The 20981-nt window shown below is 45.5% G+C and carries 18 protein-coding genes; 2 read left to right on the forward strand and 16 right to left on the reverse strand.

The features are described from left to right. The 11 genes from JKP82_RS07700 to JKP82_RS07750 form a co-directional block, all read right to left on the reverse strand. The gene (locus JKP82_RS07700) at positions 1-792 is read right to left on the reverse strand and encodes an enoyl-CoA hydratase/isomerase family protein (protein WP_218396511.1); all 792 of its coding nucleotides are present in this window, start codon (positions 790-792) and stop codon (positions 1-3) included. Positions 793-887: 95 nt separating this feature from the next. Then, the gene (locus tag JKP82_RS07705; RefSeq protein ID WP_218396513.1) at positions 888-2495 is read right to left on the reverse strand and encodes a carboxyl transferase domain-containing protein; all 1608 of its coding nucleotides are present in this window, start codon (positions 2493-2495) and stop codon (positions 888-890) included. Between the two features lie 22 nt (positions 2496-2517). Continuing rightward, complete coding sequence (locus tag JKP82_RS07710; RefSeq protein ID WP_218396515.1) at positions 2518-3453, reverse strand: NAD-dependent epimerase/dehydratase family protein; 936 nt, start codon at positions 3451-3453, stop codon at positions 2518-2520. 113 nt (positions 3454-3566) lie between these two features. Further along, positions 3567-4079 (reverse strand): cupin domain-containing protein, encoded by a 513-nt coding sequence (locus tag JKP82_RS07715; RefSeq protein ID WP_218396517.1) that lies wholly within the window; start codon positions 4077-4079, stop codon positions 3567-3569. Between the two features lie 2 nt (positions 4080-4081). After that, positions 4082-5053 carry a fumarylacetoacetate hydrolase family protein gene (locus JKP82_RS07720; protein ID WP_159530219.1) on the reverse strand — a complete coding sequence of 324 codons (972 nt, stop codon included), beginning with the start codon at positions 5051-5053 and terminating at the stop codon, positions 4082-4084. A gap of 366 nt (positions 5054-5419) precedes the next feature. Beyond that, positions 5420-6352: an NmrA family NAD(P)-binding protein gene (locus JKP82_RS07725; protein WP_159530220.1), complete on the reverse strand. Its 933-nt coding sequence runs from the start codon at positions 6350-6352 to the stop codon at positions 5420-5422. Between the two features lie 138 nt (positions 6353-6490). Beyond that, entirely contained in the window at positions 6491-7921 is a 1431-nt protein-coding gene (locus JKP82_RS07730; RefSeq protein WP_159530221.1) for an aldehyde dehydrogenase family protein, read from the reverse strand. 35 nt (positions 7922-7956) lie between these two features. Continuing rightward, positions 7957-9477, reverse strand: a complete 1521-nt coding sequence (locus JKP82_RS07735; RefSeq protein ID WP_159530222.1) for a class I adenylate-forming enzyme family protein — start codon at positions 9475-9477, stop codon at positions 7957-7959. 62 nt (positions 9478-9539) lie between these two features. Further along, the gene (locus JKP82_RS07740; protein ID WP_159530223.1) at positions 9540-11216 is read right to left on the reverse strand and encodes an FAD-binding oxidoreductase; all 1677 of its coding nucleotides are present in this window, start codon (positions 11214-11216) and stop codon (positions 9540-9542) included. After that, positions 11216-12502, reverse strand: a complete 1287-nt coding sequence (locus JKP82_RS07745) for a (Fe-S)-binding protein (protein WP_013796881.1) — start codon at positions 12500-12502, stop codon at positions 11216-11218. The genes JKP82_RS07740 and JKP82_RS07745 overlap by 1 nt, the downstream gene beginning before the upstream one ends. A 44-nt stretch (positions 12503-12546) precedes the next feature. Continuing rightward, positions 12547-13998, reverse strand: a complete 1452-nt coding sequence (locus JKP82_RS07750) for an FAD-binding oxidoreductase (RefSeq protein ID WP_159530224.1) — start codon at positions 13996-13998, stop codon at positions 12547-12549. 189 nt (positions 13999-14187) lie between these two features. Here JKP82_RS07750 and JKP82_RS07755 point away from each other — a divergent pair, with 189 nt between their 5' ends. Continuing rightward, a complete protein-coding gene (locus JKP82_RS07755; RefSeq protein ID WP_159530225.1) occupies positions 14188-15192 on the forward strand; it encodes an AraC family transcriptional regulator in 1005 nt (334 codons plus the stop codon). Positions 15193-15226: 34 nt separating this feature from the next. Here JKP82_RS07755 and JKP82_RS07760 read toward each other — a convergent pair whose 3' ends face one another. From JKP82_RS07760 to JKP82_RS07775, 4 genes are all read right to left on the reverse strand, one after another. Then, positions 15227-15394, reverse strand: coding sequence for a hypothetical protein (locus JKP82_RS07760; protein ID WP_445079968.1), 168 nt, complete (start codon positions 15392-15394; stop codon positions 15227-15229). Between the two features lie 805 nt (positions 15395-16199). After that, entirely contained in the window at positions 16200-17597 is a 1398-nt protein-coding gene (locus tag JKP82_RS07765; protein ID WP_218396519.1) for a DEAD/DEAH box helicase, read from the reverse strand. A 92-nt stretch (positions 17598-17689) separates the two neighbouring features. Then, entirely contained in the window at positions 17690-18346 is a 657-nt protein-coding gene (locus JKP82_RS07770) for a CoA transferase subunit B (RefSeq protein WP_159530229.1), read from the reverse strand. Continuing rightward, positions 18346-19077 (reverse strand): CoA transferase subunit A, encoded by a 732-nt coding sequence (locus tag JKP82_RS07775; RefSeq protein WP_159530231.1) that lies wholly within the window; start codon positions 19075-19077, stop codon positions 18346-18348. The genes JKP82_RS07770 and JKP82_RS07775 overlap by 1 nt, the downstream gene beginning before the upstream one ends. A gap of 190 nt (positions 19078-19267) precedes the next feature. Between JKP82_RS07775 and JKP82_RS07780 the strand changes: the two genes are divergently transcribed. Continuing rightward, on the forward strand, positions 19268-20155 hold the full coding sequence (locus JKP82_RS07780; RefSeq protein WP_159530233.1) for a LysR family transcriptional regulator: 888 nt from the start codon (positions 19268-19270) through the stop codon (positions 20153-20155). A 27-nt stretch (positions 20156-20182) separates the two neighbouring features. Here JKP82_RS07780 and JKP82_RS07785 read toward each other — a convergent pair whose 3' ends face one another. Further along, positions 20183-20938 carry a hypothetical protein gene (locus JKP82_RS07785; protein ID WP_159530235.1) on the reverse strand — a complete coding sequence of 252 codons (756 nt, stop codon included), beginning with the start codon at positions 20936-20938 and terminating at the stop codon, positions 20183-20185. Positions 20939-20981 lie beyond the last annotated feature (43 nt).

The raw sequence follows: 20981 nt of genomic DNA on the forward strand, positions 1-20981 counted from the left end.
TTATTCTCCTATCCACGCGGCAGGGCGCTGGTCGAAAAAGGCGCTTAATCCTTCTTGTCCTTCATCCGACACACGTATGGCAGCAATGCGCTCAGAAGTGTCTTGTATTAAAGCGTCATCAATGTTTTTGTCGGCCACATCAAAAACCAATTGCTTGGCCTGTTTGAGTGCTTGAGGGCTGTTGTTAAGTAGCTGATTAACTAACTGATCTAGGGTTGAATCCAGTTCATCGTGACTTGCTATTTTTGTTACCAGTCCTAACTGTTCAGCTTCTTTGGCCGAAAAGCGCTCGCCAGTCAGAAAGTAACGGCGTGCGGCTCGTTGACCGATGGCGGCAATGACATAAGGGCTGATGGTGGCGGGAATTAAGCCGAGTTTTACTTCACTGAGGCTAAAAGAAGCCTGTTCACTGGCAATCGCAAAATCACAGCAGGATACCAAACCCACCGCGCCACCAAAGGCCGCGCCTTGAACACGGGCAATGGTGGGTTTTTCAAGAAAGTTGAGTGTTTTCAACATACTTGCTAAGCCTTGAGCATCACGAAGGTTGTCTTGATAATCATATTGCGCCATGCGCTTCATCCAATTCAGGTCAGCGCCAGCGGAAAAGCTTTTTCCTTCTGCGGCCAATATCACCAACTTCACCTTAGGGTCGTCAGCAGCACGTTGGAACGCCATTTCCAAATCGACAATGACCTTGTCATCAAAGGCGTTATGCTTTTCCGCTCGGTTTAAACACACCGTTGCGACACCCGACTTATTCAGGCTATAAAGGACAATTGAGTCAGACATAAGTGTTCTCTTTAATGGTTTTACTCACTTATTCAACGGATTACGAAATAGACCTCGCAAGGTATAACAAGTGAATCCGCAATAATTAGCATTCGTTACATTCTGAAGACACCAAATCGCGTTTCTTCAATAGGCTTATTCAATGCAGCAGAAAGGCTTAAACCGAGTACTTTTCGGGTGTCTGCCGGGTCAATAACGCCATCATCCCAAAGTCTTGCTGAGGCATAATATGGGTGCCCTTGATGCTCATACATGTCTAAGATGGGTTGTTTAAAGTCCGCTTCTTCGGTGTCTGTCCAACGCTTGCCCTCACGTTCATATTGCGCTTGTTTAACTTGCGCCAGTACGCCAGCGGCTTGTTCACCGCCCATGACTGAGATGCGCGCATTTGGCCACATAAACAGGAAACGTGGATCGTAACTGCGGCCACACATACCATAATTACCTGCACCGTATGAGCTGCCGATTAACACCGTCAGTTTGGGCACTTTTGCGCACGCCACGGCATTGACCATTTTTGCGCCATGTTTGGCGATACCACCCGCTTCATATTGTTTACCCACCATGAAACCGGTGACATTTTGTAAGAAAATGAGCGGGATTTTTCGCTGAGTACAGAGCTCGATAAAGTGCGCACCTTTTTCAGCGGACTCGCCAAACATAATGCCATTGTTGGCCACTATGCCGATGGGGTAACCATAAAGTCGAGCAAAACCACAGACTAGGGTGGTGCCATAAAGTGCTTTGAACTCATCAAATTCTGAAGCATCGACGATACGAGCAATGATCTCGCGAACATCAAATGGCTGTCGTTTATCTTTCGGTACTATGCCGTAAATCTCTTGGCTGTCATACAAAGGTTCACGGGAGGCTTGTGTATCAAGTTGGCTAGGCTTAACTCGATTAAGTCGAGATACAGATTGACGGATCAATGAAATCGCGTGGTGGTCATTTTGAGCATAATGATCGGCGACACCGGACGTGCGACAGTGGGTATCAGCGCCTCCGAGTTCTTCAGCACTGACCACTTCCCCCGTCGCGGCTTTGACCAAGGGTGGTCCCGCCAAAAAAATGGTCCCTTGTTGTTTGACGATAATGGATTCATCCGCCATTGCTGGTACATAGGCTCCACCAGCAGTACAAGACCCCATCACAGCGGCAATTTGGGGGATCCCCTGTGCGGACATATTGGCTTGATTGAAAAAAATACGACCAAAGTGTTCTCGGTCGGGGAAGACGTTGTCTTGATTGGGTAAATTTGCACCGCCGGAATCCACCATATAAATGCAGGGTAGATTGTTTTCTTCGGCAATGGTTTGTGCGCGAATATGCTTCTTAACGGTCAGCGGGAAGTAGCTGCCGCCTTTTACGGTGGCGTCATTAGCGACAATCATGCATTCTTGGCCTGAAACCATACCAATGCCAGCTACCACCCCGGCACAAGGTACGGGGCTATCATACACTTGATAGGCGGCTAACTGAGACAACTCTAAAAATGGCGATCCCTTATCCAGCAACGCATTAATTCGATCTCTGGCTAACAACTTGCCTTGTGAAACATGGCGTTGGCGATACTTATCCCCCCCGCCTTGACTGACCTCCGCTATTTTACATTTAAGATCATCCACTTGAGTGTGCATAGCGGCCTGATTTTCTGTGAATTCGGTACTACGCGTATTCACTTTGGTATTTAAAATTGCCATAAATATGCCTTATCGTCATTGATTAACGTGACTGAATGTCGGCTAATGTGTTGCTGATCAGCTGTTCTACGCTACCATCATGTACAAAACCGGCTTTTTCAGCATTCAAGGTTGTAAGGGGAGGGTAAGCGCCAAAAGCGGCTTCTAACTGAGGGTCAGAGTCGTGACGAATATTATCTACTGAGGTGCTTGTCGTCTTTGAAAGAGCATTAATAAGGTCGCCCATTACGACGTGAATAGCTGGTAGGGTGACGACTCTGTCTTCTGGCATGGTTTGACTGTCTAAACCGAGCGCGTGAACGAGATTGCTGACTGTTTGAGTGCGGGACATTAACCAAACTTGTGCCGTTTTAGAGACGGGCATCGTCATCGTTTTACCAGCGAGCATGACATGAAAAATATCGTTCATAAACGCTGATTTAAACCCTTCAGCGCCTTGTGGTCGAGCCACGATACCGGGTAAGCGAACACCGACACCATCAATTGTGCCACGACGGGTAAAGGTTCCCAGCGCAACCTCAGACATCATCTTATGCATGGCATAATGCAGTTTAGGTTGTAACGGCGTGTCATCGTTCACACCTTCAGGCGGAATGGCATCACCGAATACCGCAATGGCCGAGGCATAGACGAAACGACACTTTTCTGTGCTTGCGCCGGCTAATTGAATAAGGTCAACGGTCGCTTCTACATTAATTTTGAAAGATAACTCGGGAGCACTTTCTGCGCCACCGCCTGGAATGGTTGCAAGGTGAACCACTGATTCTATGGTTTGATCAAATAGTGACGCACGGAAACTGGCATCGGCTAGGTCACCTTGTTTAAGGGTTAAGGCTTGATGTTGTGTTAGTGCCGTTAATTCACGATCTGTCGCCACGACAGACTTGCCAGCCTTTAACAGTGCTTCTACAACGCCGGAGCCAATGAAGCCGCCCGCGCCTGTTACTAAAACTGTCATCTGTATTCTCCAGTGCTTTAAAACGTTTTTATAATATGAATACCGCATTCGTAAGTGATCGAACTCACAGGAATCGGTGTTTAAGCGAATGGCGCCATATAAACTCAGTTACATCAATGAAAGCCGTCCATATCCTCAGGTTTAAGGTCGTCCAGTGGTACGCCATTGACCAAATAGGGCTTGGCTTCAGTTAATACAAAGACAATACGGCACAGCGTGTCGCTGACGTTTCGCCATGCGTGTATGGTTCCGCGCTGCACAATAACGCCTCCGGTTGAGACTATGGTTTTGACGCCTTTATCGAGTTCAAGCTCGATTTCGCCTTCTAACACGATGCCGTAATCAATGGAGTTGGTGCGGTGCATAGGGGATTCCGAGCCTGGAGGTGTATCAACCATGCGTATCACAGAGCCCCCAGGGAGCGTAATGCCAGCGTTGCGGTCACGGCCATCCGTTTCATCGTTGTTATCCACGGGGAGCTCAGGGGCGGACCAAATTGTCGCAAAGCCAGCGCCATCTGCACCGGGCATTTCTGTTGGAACAATATTCTCATTTGAACGGATAATGGCATGACCGCTTTTATCATGTCCGGTGACAACACGTTGAAAGGGTTTATAGACTGTCATCGTTAGCTCCCAGGCTGCGTCACTTTTTGCTCAATGGCACCAAACACAACTTGGTCGGCTGGTGTTCTTGCTTCCATGCGAACCGTATCGCCATAATGCATAAAGCCGGTTTTTGCTTCGCCCTGATCAAGCAGTTCAATGCCACGGCGTTCAGCAATGCATGATGACCCCACCTCTCGGTACTCGTCATTGGAAACGGTTCCTGATCCAATGACGGTGCCAGCAACCAAACTGCGCGTTCTAGCGGCGTGGGCAACCAGCTCATCAAAGCCGTATTGCATGTGACCGCCGTGCGCGTGACCAAATTTTTTGCCATTCCACTCGACATTAAGACGAAGTTGCACTTGGCAATTTTCCCAGTGCTCGCCAAGTTCTTCAGGCGTCACGGCAAAGGGGGCTACTGAACAAGGTGGCTTTGCGTGAATCCAACCAAAGCCTGTGCTTATTTCAGGGCCGGAATACGCCCGTAATGACCAGTCGTTTATTTGCACGATTAATTTGATATGTTGACGTGCTTGTTCTGGGGTAACCCCCATTGGAACCTCATCGACAATGATGCCAAATTCGCCTTCAAAATCGATGCCATCGGCTTCGCTGGCCATCGGCACATCCGCTGTCGCACTGAGAAAGGTATCGGACAATCCTTGGTACATTAATGGCCGGCCTTCGAGTGTTTTGACTTCCATCCCCGTAACGGCGCCCATCAGGTCGGCATGGCTTTTATATACTGAGCCATCCAGCCATTGCCATGCACGAGGGAGTGGGGCACAGAGTTCTGTGGTTTGAACGGTTTGCCCTGCAAGTGTGCCGTTATTCAGTGCGGTTGAAATGGCTTCTAATGATGCTTCAAAGCTCGCCCAATTTTCTAATGCGGCTTGCATACTAGTGCCTGCTGGCGCGAAACGTGCACCATCGTTGGAGATAACGACCAATTGACCGTCTGCAGTATTATTATTGAATGTCGCAAGTTTCATCTTGATAGGTTCTCATTTTAGATAGATAGGGTTAGGCAGAAAAAACAACTTAACAGTCGACTAGCTTGTCTAATTTGAAATCGATTTAATCGCAGATTGATCAAACATATTGGTCGATGCCTTGACAGAGATAACAGCTGAAAAAATTAAGCCGATCTTTAAGAGGAAAATAGGGATTTTTTTCACGTGTTCTTCCTACCGAGTAAGTTTTATTTTTATTGTTCAGAACAATGTCAATCAATATAGAGCACCCTTGGTTTTGCAGAAAAACCCTTTAAATCGAATTGATCATTCAGCTTTATCGAATGATCAATTCATCAACCAACCTTGCTTTGGGGGCAAGGTCAGTGTGTTAAATTGTAAAGGTTAGCTCATTAACGCATCACGATTTTCTGCAAGCCAAGTGCGGAGTGATTTGGGCTTACGGCCAATCATTCTTTCAACAAAATCACTCAGTACCCAACCTTCTTCATAAGTGGCTTCAAACTCAAAAAATCCCCAAATCATCGGCGCGGCTGGGCCAAAGATACGAGTGTATTCTTTAACAAACTCTTCTTTGTTTCCGACATAGTCGATGTTGGTGCCTAGAACGTCTGACATGATGTCAGCGACTTCGTGACCACGTAGGTTGTCTTGGCCATTGTTTAACGTGTGCAATTGACCAATGTGACCTTGGTTATCGGACAGCAATAGTTGTGCCGCCACTTCCGCGATCTCGTTGGCATCTATGTAAGGGACTTTTCTTGGTGGCCAAATCAACAGCTTGTCTTCTTTAATGGCTCTACCTGCACGAGTGGTAAAGTTATCCATAAAACTGGCACCAAAGTTCAAAAAGGTCGTCGGTAAATCATTTTCTTCGTAAATTCGTTTGGTGACCAAATCAGGGTATTCGTCGCCCATCATTTTCTTCATCGCTTCTGGCATTAGGCGGTAGTTGTAACCTGGTACCATGGCCACCTGACGGACAATGTGAATGGCTGTGCCGCTCTTTTTAACCGCTGCGACAAAGTTGTTTGTAACGGGTAAGAAAGGCAGGTGATTGGGGACTGACATATAAATCCCTTCCATGCCATCCACGGCAGCCTCCATGGAAGGCAAGTCGAGGTAGTTTGCTTGTACGATTTCAGCGTTAGGGAATTCTTGACGCAGTGGTTCAATGCCTTCTTCTCGGCTGGAAACCAAGCGCAGTTTAATTTGAGGCGCGTTCTTCTCAATAAATTTGGCCATCGGTTTGCCAATATGATTTCCCGCGCCAAAGATCAAAATGCTGTTGGGGATTTTTTTTTTGATATAACTCATAAATGTTTCCTAAAAATTATTTAATACTAAGTAATCAAATACTAAGTATGTGTTGTAAACCTTTAACGACCATAAGATGGGTGAACAGGATCAAACAGTGCTCTTCATAAGTTATTTGATCCTCTTAAAAACCGTGTATTAAGCCTGTTTATTACGAGTAATGGTTTGCCAGTTAGTGTATTCCATCAAGCCATGCAGCGAGTTTTCACAGCCAAGACCGGATTGTTTATGGCCCCCGAAAGCTTGTACCGGAGAGTATTGATGCACTTCATTAATCCATACGGTTCCGGCTTCGATTTGCTCCGCGATGCGTTGGGTTGCGGCGGCGTCATTACCCCAAATACTGGCACCTAGGCCATAAATCGTGTCATTAGCACGGGCAATAACGTCTTCTTCATTGGACCAGCGAAGTAATGGCAGAATAGGACCGAACGGCTCTTCGGTGACAATACGAGAATCGTCTGATGGATTATCAACCAGTGTCACAGGCACAAACCAGCCGTCGGCGTTATCGTCAATGTCTCCGCCTACTGCAAATTTTTGGCCTTGATCTATGCAGTCTTGAAAGTACATTTTAACCTTTTCAAACTGCATGCTGTTTTGAATCGGACCGAGTGTGGTATCGGCCTTGGCACCATCGCCAACAATGACTTCATGGTTAATATAATCCACCAAGGCGTCTCGTACTTGGTCGTAGACAGCATCATGAATGTAGAGTCGTTTGGTGGCGTTACAAAATTGTGCATTATTTTGAAAAGCAGCCCAGAAAAGTTTTGGAGCAACTTCTTTCGGATCGACATCTGGCAGAACGATGGCCGGATCATTGCCACCCAGTTCTAATGTGACCCGTTTCACGGTTTCAGAGCAGGCACTCATTACCTTACGACCTGTAGCCGTTGAGCCGGTAAAAGCAATCTTAGCGATGTCTTGGTGCTCTGTTAGCCATTGACCTTGTTCATTGCCACCACTGACACAATTGAGCACACCTGGTGGCACAATGTCTTTTGCCATTTCGGCAAATTTAAGATTACACAATGGCGTATAGGGCGAGGGTTTGACGACTACAGTGCAGCCAGCCATTAATGCGGGCGCGATTTTCCATACCGATAGCAAAATAGGGAAGTTCCAAGGCACGATTGCGCCGACCACACCCAGTGGCGTGTAGCGAGTGATAACAGAGCGTTCGTCATTTTCATCAACGACTTCGTCTTCCAGTTTTTGTTCGGCAATGGCACGTAACCAAGCAACCGAGCCAAATACTTCCCATTCTGTACCGGAGCGAGGTTTACCTTGTTCACGAGTTAATAGAGCCATGAAGTCTTCGGCATTGTCTTCTAATGCGTCGGCAAGCTTAGTAAGTACAGCCTTACGCTGATCAAAACTGGTTTTTGACCAAGTTTTGAAGGCGATTTTAGCGCTGTATACCGCCGTATCAAGGCACTCTTTTGGACAGTCTGGCACCTGTGCAATGATTGCTTTGGTTGCTGGGTTATACACTGGTAAGCTTTTTTCTGTGGCAATGAGCTTGCCATTAATGACCATTTGATAGTGATTATGTGCATCGAACATGAGTATCGCTCCTAACTGAATGACAGTTTTTATTGTTATTTATCTAAGGTATGGAGTTTGCGGCGCATCACTTTACCGCTGGAGGTTTTGGGTAAATCATCGACAAATTGAATGTCACGAGGCACCTTATAGGCGGCCAAATGTTCACGACAATAAGCGATAATCTGGTCGATGTCGGGGGGGGTATTTTGTTTCGCAACAATATAGGCTTTTGCGAGTTCACCTTTGGCTTCATCTGCAATAGGCCCCACTGCCACCATGGCGACATCTGGGTGATTGGCGATCACCCGTTCTAATTCGGCGGGGTAGATGTTGAACCCTGCGGTAATAATTAAGTCTTTCTTTCTATCGACGACAAAAATGCAGTTGTCCTTGTCCATTTTGGCTAGATCACCGGTATGCAGCCAGCCATCGGCAGTGATGGCTTCTTGGGTCGCTTGAGGATTGCCATAATAGCCTTGCATAACCAAAGGACCGGAGATCATTAGTTCGCCGACGTCTCCACGTGCCACCTCTACTTCTGCGTTGTCGACATCGACAATTTTTGCTCCGGTATAGGGTAATGCCACGCCGATAGAGCCATGTTTGTATTCGCCATCGTGAGCGAAGGTCGCGCCAAGCCCACCGATTTCAGTCATTCCCCAAAGTTCGATGAGTGGGCAGGCGATGGCTTCCTCAACGGCTTCCATCTTGCTGGTTGGCATGGTTTGTCCGCCTACCGTACAGATCCGCATATGAGAAAAATCCACACTGGATAAGCTGGGGTGATCCAGCATATATAGGTACATGGTCGGTACTCCTTCAAACATGGTGGCTTGATATTGGTTGATTGATGTAAATACCTCCTCCACATTAAACAGACTATGCATAACTAAGGTGCCACCTTTGTAAAAGGTACTGTTGAAGACAATGTTGCCGTAAACATGCGGACAGGGTAAGGCTGAAACAACCGTGTCTTTCTCTGAGCGACCGTGCATTTGTGCCGTCATCAAGAAGTTGCTGATCACCGAACGATGGGACAACATGGCGCCTTTCGGATTGCCAGTAGTGCCGGAGGTATAGCAAATTGTCGAAAGGCTATTGGTGTTAACTTCAAAGCTGGTAAAGTCATCACGACCTTGTTCTAAAAAGTGATCATAAGATTCCGCGCCTTCAGGGATATCCTCACCATACAAAATAAGGGATTCAACCCCCGTTTTTTGCTGAATTCCTACAAGAGGCGTGCCTTTAGATTGAGAGGCAATGATGACTTTTGCATCACAATCTTGGACGACAAATTCGACTTCATTAGGGGTTAACATGACGTTAACAGGGTTGACCACAGCCCCGGTTTTCAAAATGCCATAATAGCTGACCAGCCATTGCCATGAGTTTTCACCGTAAAGGGTGACTTTATCGCCAGGGCCAATGCTTTTTTTCTTAAGTGCACTGGCTAATCGGTTGGCCAGACGATTTATTTCACGGTAAGTGAAAGACTGCTGGTTGTAGATTAAGGCTGTTTTATCACCGAATTTTTCTGCCGACAGGGTGATGACGTCGCTTAAATTTTTTATCATTGTAATCACCTCTAAATTTCTTTTTATTGGTTATATTTTGAGATCAGCAACGCAGTAGCTTTTTACTTGGGAGCGTCTTTACCAAACTCTTTGGTCAGGATCTTCCGAAAGATAGGCTTGCCCCAAGGGTGGAAAAATATCTTTTTAGCAATTGGCCAAGCTTTTGACTCTTTTGCCGCTTCGGGTTGAATAAAGTGCTTTGAATCTGAGAGATTGTTTGGATCCCAAGTATTTTTTACCTTGCGCATCCATTTATTGGGGTGGCCAAGTTTGGGGCCAAATAAATCACTCGCTTCACCATGAACAAAGAGCGCGGCACCCAGTGGTTTTTTCTCATTGCTAATAAAGCTACTGAGGATAAAGTCCACACAAGCGACAATGTTTTTCACAAAACTACGGGTACTGGCAGGGTTATTTTCTGTCCAGAAGTGTCGGCCTTCTGATAACCACATCCAGTTTTGTTCGGTGTCGACTTCCATCATCTTGCCACCGGCTTTGGTTTCTTTATCACCAATATCGTCGTTGGTTCGTTTGACAACTTCTGGAATTAGATTGATGGAATCGAGAACGCCCATACTGACTCCCGCGCAGTCACCCATACGGTTGAAACGGGCGACGTAATGAGAGGTCAGTACGGCTGCCGTGAGGATATCTCGCTCGCGCTCGGAAATGTCCATTTTACGGCCATTGGTTTCGGCGAGGATTTTATTCAGTACCGCTTCGTTCCAGTCAAACTGCGCCTTAGTCCATGCCATGGTGGTGACAGACCAGCCGATCGCATTGGCTTTCGTGGCAATGTCCGGTAATTTGCCGGTGCGTTGTAAATCATAATACTCACGATTGGTCGCCGTGAGACAGTGTCCTACGGCAGCGGGTGGCATGCGATTGATGAAGGCTACCGCCTTGCTGTTTTTCATCATCTGGGTGGCTTTCGTTGCGTCTTCCCAGTTATCCCAATCCAGCTGGTAGGTGGCGAAATTTTCTGGCGGTGGTGTGCCTCTGTATGGATGTGGACCACTCCATTCAAGGGTTTTAGGACCTGCCCAAGGATAAAGTTTGATGCCTATTTTGGTAAACACACCTAAGCCACCTGCGGCCCCATAAAGACCACGTATCATGCCGCGGAATCCAGGCCCAGGGCCTTCTCCGGTAAACCAGCCTGCGTCCGAACCGCTACTACCAATACGTACGATTTCACCTTCTGGTGTGACCCATTCTAAGGACAACATGTTGCGTGAGTTGATACTGGTATGATTACCTGCGACCCCAACCCCCACAAATGAGGTGGCAGAGGCGAGCGGGGAATGGATTGGGCCAGCACCAATGATGTGGCACATTAATTGATGCTTATGGGCTTCAGAGACCAATTCACCTGCCGTGGTATAGGGTTGGATGATCGCCATACGACTTTCTGGGTCAATTTCTAGGCCTTTCATACGGCATAAATCGATGGAAATGGAGCCCTTAGTGCCGACACCAGAATAGTTACCGTATCCTGTACTGTGCGCTTTAAACTTCAATTTATATTGATTACATACCTTGACGACCCCCGCCACTTCTTCAGTTGATCCCGGCATCACCACTGCGGCCGGTGCTTTACCTAATAAAGTACGGGTAGAAGGGTCTGCGCCTAAGCCCATCCAGTCGTGACAGTTAACAACAAAATCTTCGTCAGACACATTGTCTGCACCAACGACGGCTTCAAAGGCTTTTAATATGTGTGGAGGTAAATTACTCATTACGCGCCCTCCTGAATTGAGTCAGCTAGCAAGTCAAAAAGATAGGCGACCTTGACGGAGGAGTTGCTGCGTTTTGCCGCCGCCGCCATGTTTGCTTGACAGCACGAAGAACCACTGACTAATACCTCAGCCCCCACGGATTCAGCTTCGCGTAAAAGTTCTTGAGCTGCGCCGTCGGCCATCTCTGGGTAGGTTTCTTTGACACCTGTGCAGCCACCGCAGCAAAAAGAATATTGTCGAGTGCGTTCTAGCTCGACCATGTCTAATCCGTCGACTCTTGATAGCAACTGGCGAGGCGCGTCATAGTTACCATCGTTACCGTAATTGACTTTACGAGGCGTGTCGGTCACCGCCATGGTGTTCAGAACTCGAATGTATTCGCCGTTCCAAGGTGTGTACTCTTCACTGCGTCGTCCAAGACGACAAGAATCATGGTAGGCAACCTTGCCGGTGTTTTTCATGCCCAGTGATAACTTGCCCTGTTGAAGCAATTCTTCGAAATACTCGGTAGTATGCAGAACCCGTACTGAGGAGAGTGTTTTGTTTAAACGAGGGTAGACATTCTTAAATGCGGAATAGGCTTCAGCACTGATGGCAAGCAGGGTTTTTGCCTGACTTTTTTGAACTAAATCCGCCCATTCTTGAGCCAGTTTGTCGGCAACAGAGCGGTAGCCAATTTCGTACGCTAAACCCCCACTGTCACTTTCTGAATCATATGCAATACCAAAGTCGACTTTTGCGCTTTTTAACAATTTGACGATAAAACGAAGGTTATCCCATTGTTTTTCGCTATAAGCTTGGCCACTGCCGATATGCAGGAGTACGTCGACGGTTTCTTTACGGGCATCTTTGATGTCTAACCCTTCCGCCCAGCGACTACGCTCATCACGTTTGCCATGAGGTGCGCCTTCTTGTTCTAGGTGTTTGACCATGTTGCTCAAGGTTTCGGGAACCTTGCCATCTTCAGCCAACTGCGCACGGAATTCTAAAATGGTATCAAAGGGTTCAACATTGTCACCCATATGGCTTTTACACATGGTTTCACAGGCACCACACATGCTGCATGCAAAAACGCTGTCGATCATCTTTGGTGATGCTTCAATCAGTTTGTGGTGATAGCCATAGGCTGAAATAACTTGCCCTCCCGCCGAGGAGGCATGAAAGCGGCTCTGATATTTGCTGGGACAAATACTCGAAAATTCCTGACTTTTAGGCATGTGCACAAATTTGCACTGAGAGCAGCGGTTACACTGCTCAATATTATGAATTCGATCTTCTAAGGACATAATTTTTCTACCAGGTTATTGTTATTAGATAGGTCTCGAAAAACTCAGTAACACAGTTTCCCAGGGCTTAAAATTCCAGCAGGGTCAAAAATGTCTTTTACCCTGCGAAGGTGAGGCACAATGGTTTCATTGCGAGCAAACGCATCCTCGGACCAATTGCCATAAGGTCGGCTGAAGAAACCTCCGTTATCTGCTAATACTTTTACCAATTGCATTTCGATGTCAGCCAGTTGTGTTGTTTGCTCATCTGTATGGAATAGGGAAATGTCGAGGTGACAATTCGTGCCTTGAATCATCGGCTGTAAATAGAAGCCCACTTGGACATCCGATAGGTCCGCCAGTAGGTTTTGAGCAAGGTATACAAGGTTGGCGACCTTGCTCATTTGGGTAATGCAGAACACCTCGGTATGGGTGCCAAAAGGCACGTCTTTATAAAATTCTTTAGAGGGTGTACTTAGGCGAGCTTCCAGCTCAGCAAGGTAGTTGGGATACTGTTGCGATATGGTGGTTACCGGCAAGGTATCGACTAAGGAAGAGAGGTCTGCTAACTGCCACTGCATGCTTTCTTCGGGTAACACGTCACGTGAAGCAATGTTGACATAGAGGTACCAAGCGGGCATCGCATCTTTGCCAAAGAGTTGGTGTAACTCCGCAAAATGGGCGCTGCCCTTGGCTAATGCTGCGACGAGCTGAACTTGGCTAAGCATAAAATACTGAGCGCCAAGCTGATGCAGCGCCAGATGACGTACAATGGAGATAAGCGTGGTGACGTCTTCGGCACCGTAAAGGAACCCCTGTTCAATGCTGGGGATTCGCTGACAATAAATGGAGGCCCAAGAAGTAACGCCTAATGTGCCTTGAGAACCTAACATAACACGGGTGTAATCTGTGCCGATTGGACCGGAAGCCATCATTTGACGAGCACCATTTTTTAAAGCTTCATCAAGGTCTTCGTACAGTGCGGCACCACCGGTTCGAAAACTTTCTCCACTGCCCATAGTGAGGCTTAGGCTTGCTAATGGATCGGTTGAATCCCAGTGCTCATTGGGTAAGGTTGTCGGTTCACGTTCTAGGTAACAGGCTAGTACTGACTTACTTGCTCTGGGGAGGAAAGGTTTGATCGATCGTAGGTTATGTTTTTGTATCTGAGCATCGAACTCAGGAAAGGTAACCCCAGGTTCGATAATGGCAATGGCATCTTCGCTATCAGCATGAATTACCCGAGACATTCTCGACATATCAAGCACGACAAAAGGCGCATCTTTTAAGCCGGCGAGTCCGTGTCGACGATTTCCTGATGGTGAACTCAAAGGGACAAGCGTCACTTCGTGTTCATTGGCCCACTGAACAAGTTGTTGGACTTGTTGTTCGTCTTCTGGCCTAGCAATACCTTGAACCTTGAGTGAATTCTCGGTAGAAACACCTAAAAATTCTTTCGCTATGGTGGCGTTTTCAAAGGTGACAAATTTTGGAAGCGGAAACGCGTCATTAATCATTAGCATCTTCTCATCATTTATTATTATTAGATTACGAGAGTTACTATAGGGATTGATTAGAGACTATACCGCCGAATAAATCTCTCATATGGTCTAAATCGTCCTGATTTTTGTGTCTCAATTAGAAAATAACGACTAATTTAACTAGATTAGCGATGACTTTTTTTTTAAACCTGACATAATTTGCCCATGAAACTTCCAACACGTGCGCCTTATATACCAATTGAAACCAACTCAGAGCGAGATTTTCTTGATGACGTTTTGTCCTCTTTGTTGGTTGCCGATTCTGCTGTGGTATTTTTTGAATTTACCTCGCCATGGGCCATCAAAATAGAGTATGAAGTTCCCATCAGCTGTACTGTGGTGGAAGGTGAACTGTGGTTGAGTGATCAAAACCGGATAACGCAATGTTTTCGAGCGGGGGATACCTTTATTTTACCGAAAGGCATGCGTGGTAAGCCTTACTATATCTCGTCTTCAGAAGAGTTTCCGCAAAGTTGGATCACCGCGAATGAGCTGTTTGATAAAGGCCAGCATATTCCATTTAACTTGGCCTATCCTCAACATATTAGTTGGGGCGGTGGCGGCAGTATGGTCCGCATTTTTTCGTTTGCCTTTCATTGGTTTGATCAATGTTATGGTCCTCTGATAGATACCTTGCCTGAGTTAATGAGGATTAATGCTGAAAACGCAGGTACCACCTTGCAAAACCTTATGGTGAGCTTTCTATTCAAAGAGGCGCACCCTGAGCAATCGGGTTTTGGTTCACTTGTTGCACAAACCGCACAATTATTTCTAATTCATGCCATTAGAACCTTTGCTGTGACTTATGGCAGTGATAGAGAAGGCTGGTTAAAGGGTTTTTCTGATCCCAGAATCGCCAAAGCCTTAACCTGTATTCACCGAGAACCGGGCTATAAATGGAGTGTTGAGACGCTGGGGCAGGCAACGGGAATGTCTCGATCGGTTTTTTCCAAACGCTTTACAGACGTCATGGGGGAGTCTCCGATGGATTATGTTTGTGCATGGCGTATGCATCTGGCCCGATTAGCATTGGAAACCACTGAGACAACCGTCACCACATTGGCTCAGCAATTAGGGTATCAGTCAGAATCAGCTTTTCGGACCGCCTTTCGGAAAATGACCGGACAAAGTCCAAAAGAGTACTCAAAAAGCAACGCTTCTAAGTCATGATGAATGTTTAAAAATAAACCGTCAGTAACCTGTTCTAATCCACTTCTTCAGCCAGGTTACCAATATCAACTGCCGCCGCACGTAATTCAGGGATAAAATGCAGCAACTTATCGAGGTTCTTACGAATAACGGGAACATTGCAGAATAGGCAAGCGAACAGCCGTCCATGACTGTCGACAACTGGCACAGAGACCACCGCCATGCCGTCGATAAACTCTTCATAATCGGTACCTACATTGGTTTTCTGGATATAGAGCAGTTCAATTTCTTAAACCGAGTTCAGGTTATATTACTTAAACACCCGAGAACATACAGGGATAGACTAAGAGCAGTTTTGTTCGAGCCGTTAAACTAGTGCCGATTTCGAGAGGATGGGCGCAAAACCCCAATTAGCGGCTGCACTTATTGCAGATATGAAGCTAACTCCAGATTCATGTTTTTTACCTAAAGCTAACGCTTCGCTTTTATTAAGTTTTGAAACGTCAGAGTATCGTTTAAATATTGTAAAATACTGACAAGACCTAAACCGATAAAGTACTCTCAACGGTCCAAAATCCCATCTGAAAAGGGATCATTGGATGCCTCTATTTCGGATTCTACGCTAATGAGTTTTGAATCCAGGAATTGTAAAACTTCCTGAAGCATCCCCAGTTCTAGATCGATGACTTCTTTATCACTTCCTAAAATGTACATAAAGCCTTCAAAGGCGCATAACAATTTACTAGACCCCAATGCGGCCTGTTTCCCCCAAAAAACTGGGGTTTATAATTTTATTCATATTGTCAGATTAACCGTAAACACCAGAAAATAAAACAACAAATCTTAGTGGTGTTTTTGCTCATGAATTAAAATTATCAAGGGGGATAAGGTGACTTTGCTCAAATGCTGCGCAAGCGATTTAATAAATATTGATGGGTTAACTACAATCAGAAAGTAAAAAGGAGCCCTTAGGCTCCTTTGCAATAATATAAATCTGGAACCCGAAAATTTTCCGGTTTCCACTATACCTAGTTAGTCTTATCGCTATTATCTAAATCATCAACACTGTTATCTACGTTAATGCCAGATTCAAATTCGGTATCGTCTTCAGGTTCAAGCTCTACTTTTCTTGGCTTGCGTTTCACTGGCGCCATACCAATTTCTGTACCTGCCATGGTGTCTACGCGGCGTACTTTCTTAGCAACAGCTGCTTCTGCGCCATCTTGCTTACTGGCTTTATTTTTCTGCGTATCTTGTTTAGGCGTAGGGGCTTTAATCCCTTTAAATTTAGCAGGTAGTGCTTCGTGTGCCTCGCACTCCAGGTCATATTGTAAATGTGCCTTCAGCGCTATAAAGCTCTTCCAATCGCGAGGGCCAACAAATGAAGCCGCTTCACCTTTTTGTCCAGCACGTCCCGTCCTACCAATGCGGTGAATGTATTCATCGGCATTTTTTGGCAAATCAAAATTAATAACCAAACCAACTTTAGACAAATCTAAACCTCGTGATGCCACATCGGTAGTCACCAATACAGAGTGTTGTCCTCGGGCGAACTCACTCATAATAGCAGCACGTTGATTTTGTGGTAAGTCGCCTCGTAGGGCGATGGCTTCAAGCTTATCTTTGTTTAACATGGTGGTTAAACGGTCGGTATCTTCACGAGTTGCGGTAAATACAATAGCTTGATTATAGGTACGGTTTGAAATTTCATGATGAAGCAGGGTGTCTTTATGCTCGATATTATCGGCAAAGAAACACTGTTGTTGAATATCGCCATGGTGCGCCGTTGAATCACCTACCGATACACGCACCGCAGCTTTTGTTAAACGCGCAGTCATGTAATTAAGCTCAATGCTATCTAGCGTAGCTGAAAATAGCATCGTTTGGCGTTTACGGTGGTTCGCAAATTCATTAATCATGTTTAGCTGTTCTGAAAAGCCTAAATCAAGCATGCGATCGGCTTCATCAAAAATAAGCAGTTCTAGGCCATTTAAAAATATGCTTTTATCTTTCAAATGGTCGGCCACCCGGCCAGCAGTACCCACAATAATATGTGGGTTACGGCGTAAGGCTTTTACCTGGTCGTTGTAGTTTTCACCGCCCACAACCAAAGTGCAAGATAGGTTCAATCCCGTACACATGGTTTTGGCTTCTATGAAAACTTGCTTAGCTAATTCGCGAGTAGGTGCAAGAATAAGGGCGCGTGGGTCTTGTCGACTTAACGCCTTTTGCGACATCAAACGATTAATGGCTGGAATTAAAAATGCGAGTGTCTTACCCGATCCCGTTTTAGATGAGGCAATAATATCTTTACCCTGAATAGCAGGAAGCATGCTTTTTTCCTGAATTTCAGTGAGCTCGGTAAAGTTTCTACTTTCGAGTTTGGTAATGATTTTGTGATGAACGGGTAAGTCAGTAACTAGCAAGATTCGGCCTCATGAATAATATCATCGCGTATTATCCCTTAAAGGCCGATATTATGAAAGCTTGCTATGCGTTTACCTTGGCGAAAATGCGGTTATACTCGCATTTCGGTCACATTTTCCGATACAACTAACTTGCCGCCGGTTTTTGCTTGTATATCTTCAACCGTTACTCCAGGGGCACGTTCTTTAAGTAAAAAGGCACCATCAACCACTTCTAATACCGCAAGATCGGTAATAATTCGGGTTATGCAATTTACACCGGTTAGCGGCAGGGTACATTCACGGAGTAGTTTTGGGTTGCCATGTTTATCGGTATGAGTCATGGTTACAATAATATTTTTAGCACCTGCCACTAAGTCCATAGCGCCGCCCATACCTTTAACAAGCTTTCCAGGGATCATCCACGACGCAATGTTTCCGCTTACGTCTACTTCAAACGCGCCGAGTACAGTAAAATCAACGTGGCCGCCACGGATCATGGCAAAGCTTTCCGCAGAATTAAAAATTGAAGCACCTGTTATCGCGGTAACGGTTTCTTTTCCTGCGTTAATCATATCTGCGTCTAGCTCATCTTCATGAGGGTAGGGGCCCATACCTAATAAACCATTTTCAGATTGAAGCATCACGCTAATGCCCTCAGGCACAAAACTGGCGGCTAAGGTAGGAATACCTATTCCTAAATTGACATAATCACCATCTTTGAATTCTTGAGCCACACGCATTGCTATTTGATCTCGTGATAATGCCATTATTGTGACTCCTTTGCTGTGGTGTTATGTACAGTTTTAGAAACAACCTTACGCTCTATGCGTTTTTCAAATTCCCCTTTTATGACTCGATTAACATAAATGCCGGGAGTATGAATTTCACTAGGGTTTAATTCACCTGGTTCAACAATCTCTTCTGCTTCAACGACGGTAATTGTGCCAGCGCTGGCTGCCATAGGATTGAAGTTCTGTGCAGTATGACGATATATACAATTTCCATATCGGTCGGCTTTCCACGCTTTCACAATGGAAAATTCGCCAGTAATAGCTTCTTCTAAAATATAAGGTCGGCCATTAAACGTTTTCACTTCCTTACCTTCGCCTACAGGCGTGCCATAGCCAGTAGCCGTATAAAAAGCAGGAATGCCGGCACCACCTGCACGCATCTTCTCGGCGAGTGTGCCTTGCGGCGTAAGTTCAACTTCAAGCTCGCCATTTAGTAATTGTTTTTCAAACAATGCGTTTTCACCCACATAAGAAGACACCATTCTCTTAATCTGTTTGTCTTCCAGCAAGATCCCTAGCCCGAAACCATCTACGCCACAGTTATTAGAAACTACAGTGAGCTCTTTTATGCCCAAAGTTTTAATTTGTGCGATGAGTCCTTCTGGTATGCCGCATAAGCCAAAACCACCAGCAATAACCGTCATACCATCTGCTAGCCCATCCATGGCTTCTTGATAGGTGGCGACGACTTTGTCAAATCCAGACATGGTACTTCCCCTTAAATTAATCGCTTTGAATTTATGTTAATTAAAAGTATCAACAATGTTTTCAGTTATGTAAAATTGAATTAATCACTCAATTAATAAACTTTAGTTATTAATTGGTCGTGGCATGGGTAACTGAATTTATTGGCCTTCCTTGCCAGTATTTCAAATCAAGGGCGAGGTTATTATTTTAATGAATATTTCATACAGAAACTTGCAGGCTTTTATTCACGTAGCACGTTCAAGCACGTTTGCTGAGGCCGCTATTAAGCTTCATCTTACTCAGCCGGCACTTTCTTCTGCCATAAAGAAAATGGAAGAGCAGCTGGGAGGGAAGTTGTTTAGTCGTAGCACCAGGCATGTGGCGTTAACCAAAGAAGGCGAAGCCTTGTTACCTAACGCCATTAGAATATTACGGGACTGGGACGATACCTTTGGCGATATTCAGAACCTTTTCGCCATGGCCAAGGGGCGGTTAACCATTGCGGCTATGCCATCCTTTGCTGAGTCACATCTGCCTCATTTGCTTAAAAAGTATCATCAAATTGCGCCTAATATTAACCTGCGCATTTTAGATGTGGTCATGGAAAACGTGATTTACGAAGTATCAGAGGGAAGGGCTGAGATGGGCTTCACCTTCGAACCACAGCAAAATGAAGGGCTTATTTTTACGCCGCTTTTCGACGATTGTTTTGTGGTGGTGGTAAACCCCAAGCACGAATTAGCAAAAACGAAAACGGTTAGCTGGGAAGCGTGTATCGAATACCCTATGGTAATGATGAATAGAGGGTCAGCAGTAAGAATGTGGACTCAGCAAAAGATAAGTACCGTGGGTGAAGCAGTGATTGTTGCCGAAACTGGGCAGTTGGGTACTCTTGGTCAGCTAATTAAGCAGGGGTTAGGCATCGCTATTATGCCATCGCTGTGTATTGACTCGATGGAAAGCATCGGGCTAACCGTGCTTAAAATGAAAGACGACCCCTTGGTAAAAAGGGTAGGCATGGTGAAAAATGCCAAACGAGATATGTCTGTGGCTGGCCAAGCGCTGTGGAGCGAAGTGTTAAACCACTACCATAGGTAACGTATCAAGTGCATGTGAACTAACGCGTTACCATTTCTTCTTAGGCGCAAATAACTCATCCAATTCATCACGCTCTTCTTCTTGTTTCTTCGCTCTATCTTGTGCGTTAACGCTTTTAAGGTTGTTTTGAATTTCTGACAACCATTCATGCAATGTGGCCAAACGAGACTGTGTGTATTCATCTTGATGATTTTGATTTTCTAGCGCGGTTTTTGCTTTTTCGTAATACTGACGAGCTGAACCTAACATATTCGACTGCTGTGCAGCTCTGCCGCGTTTAATAAGCGTTTCAACATTAACCTTAATTTGTAAGCGTTCTAACTGTTTGTCTTCGTCAAAAAACACTTTGCTTTCAACTTTGCCTTTACTGTGTTCTGAACGAAGTATAATGCGGAGCTTTTTAACAGCCTGAATGTACTGAATAATAAGTTTGTCATTATCGGGTAAAACGAATTCGTTAGCGCTGACCGAATCAGGGTTTATTGAAGCCGATTTTTGCTCTGCATTGGCAAGTTTTTGTTTTGTTTCTGGCGTACCACCAAGCTCGTTGACGGTTTTAAGCGCGCCTAACACACGATTATCCAAGATTTGTAACATGCGGCCTGAAATAGGCATGTTCGAACACGCTAGAATAACATTCTCTGTTTCATCAATAACAGCACGTTGTTTAGCCAGATCTGCTCGACGCTCCGAGTCAGCCTTAGCGCGATGTTGTTGCATAGCATTTATAAAGATTGCCGCTATAAGTAATACAACAATCAGAATTATTATTATCATGTACATGCGCGTATTTCCGTTTATTACTTAATTCGAATTATATGTTGGC

It is taken from the genome of Alteromonas lipotrueae (assembly GCF_019249215.1).
GTDB classification, from domain to species: domain Bacteria; phylum Pseudomonadota; class Gammaproteobacteria; order Enterobacterales; family Alteromonadaceae; genus Alteromonas; species Alteromonas lipotrueae.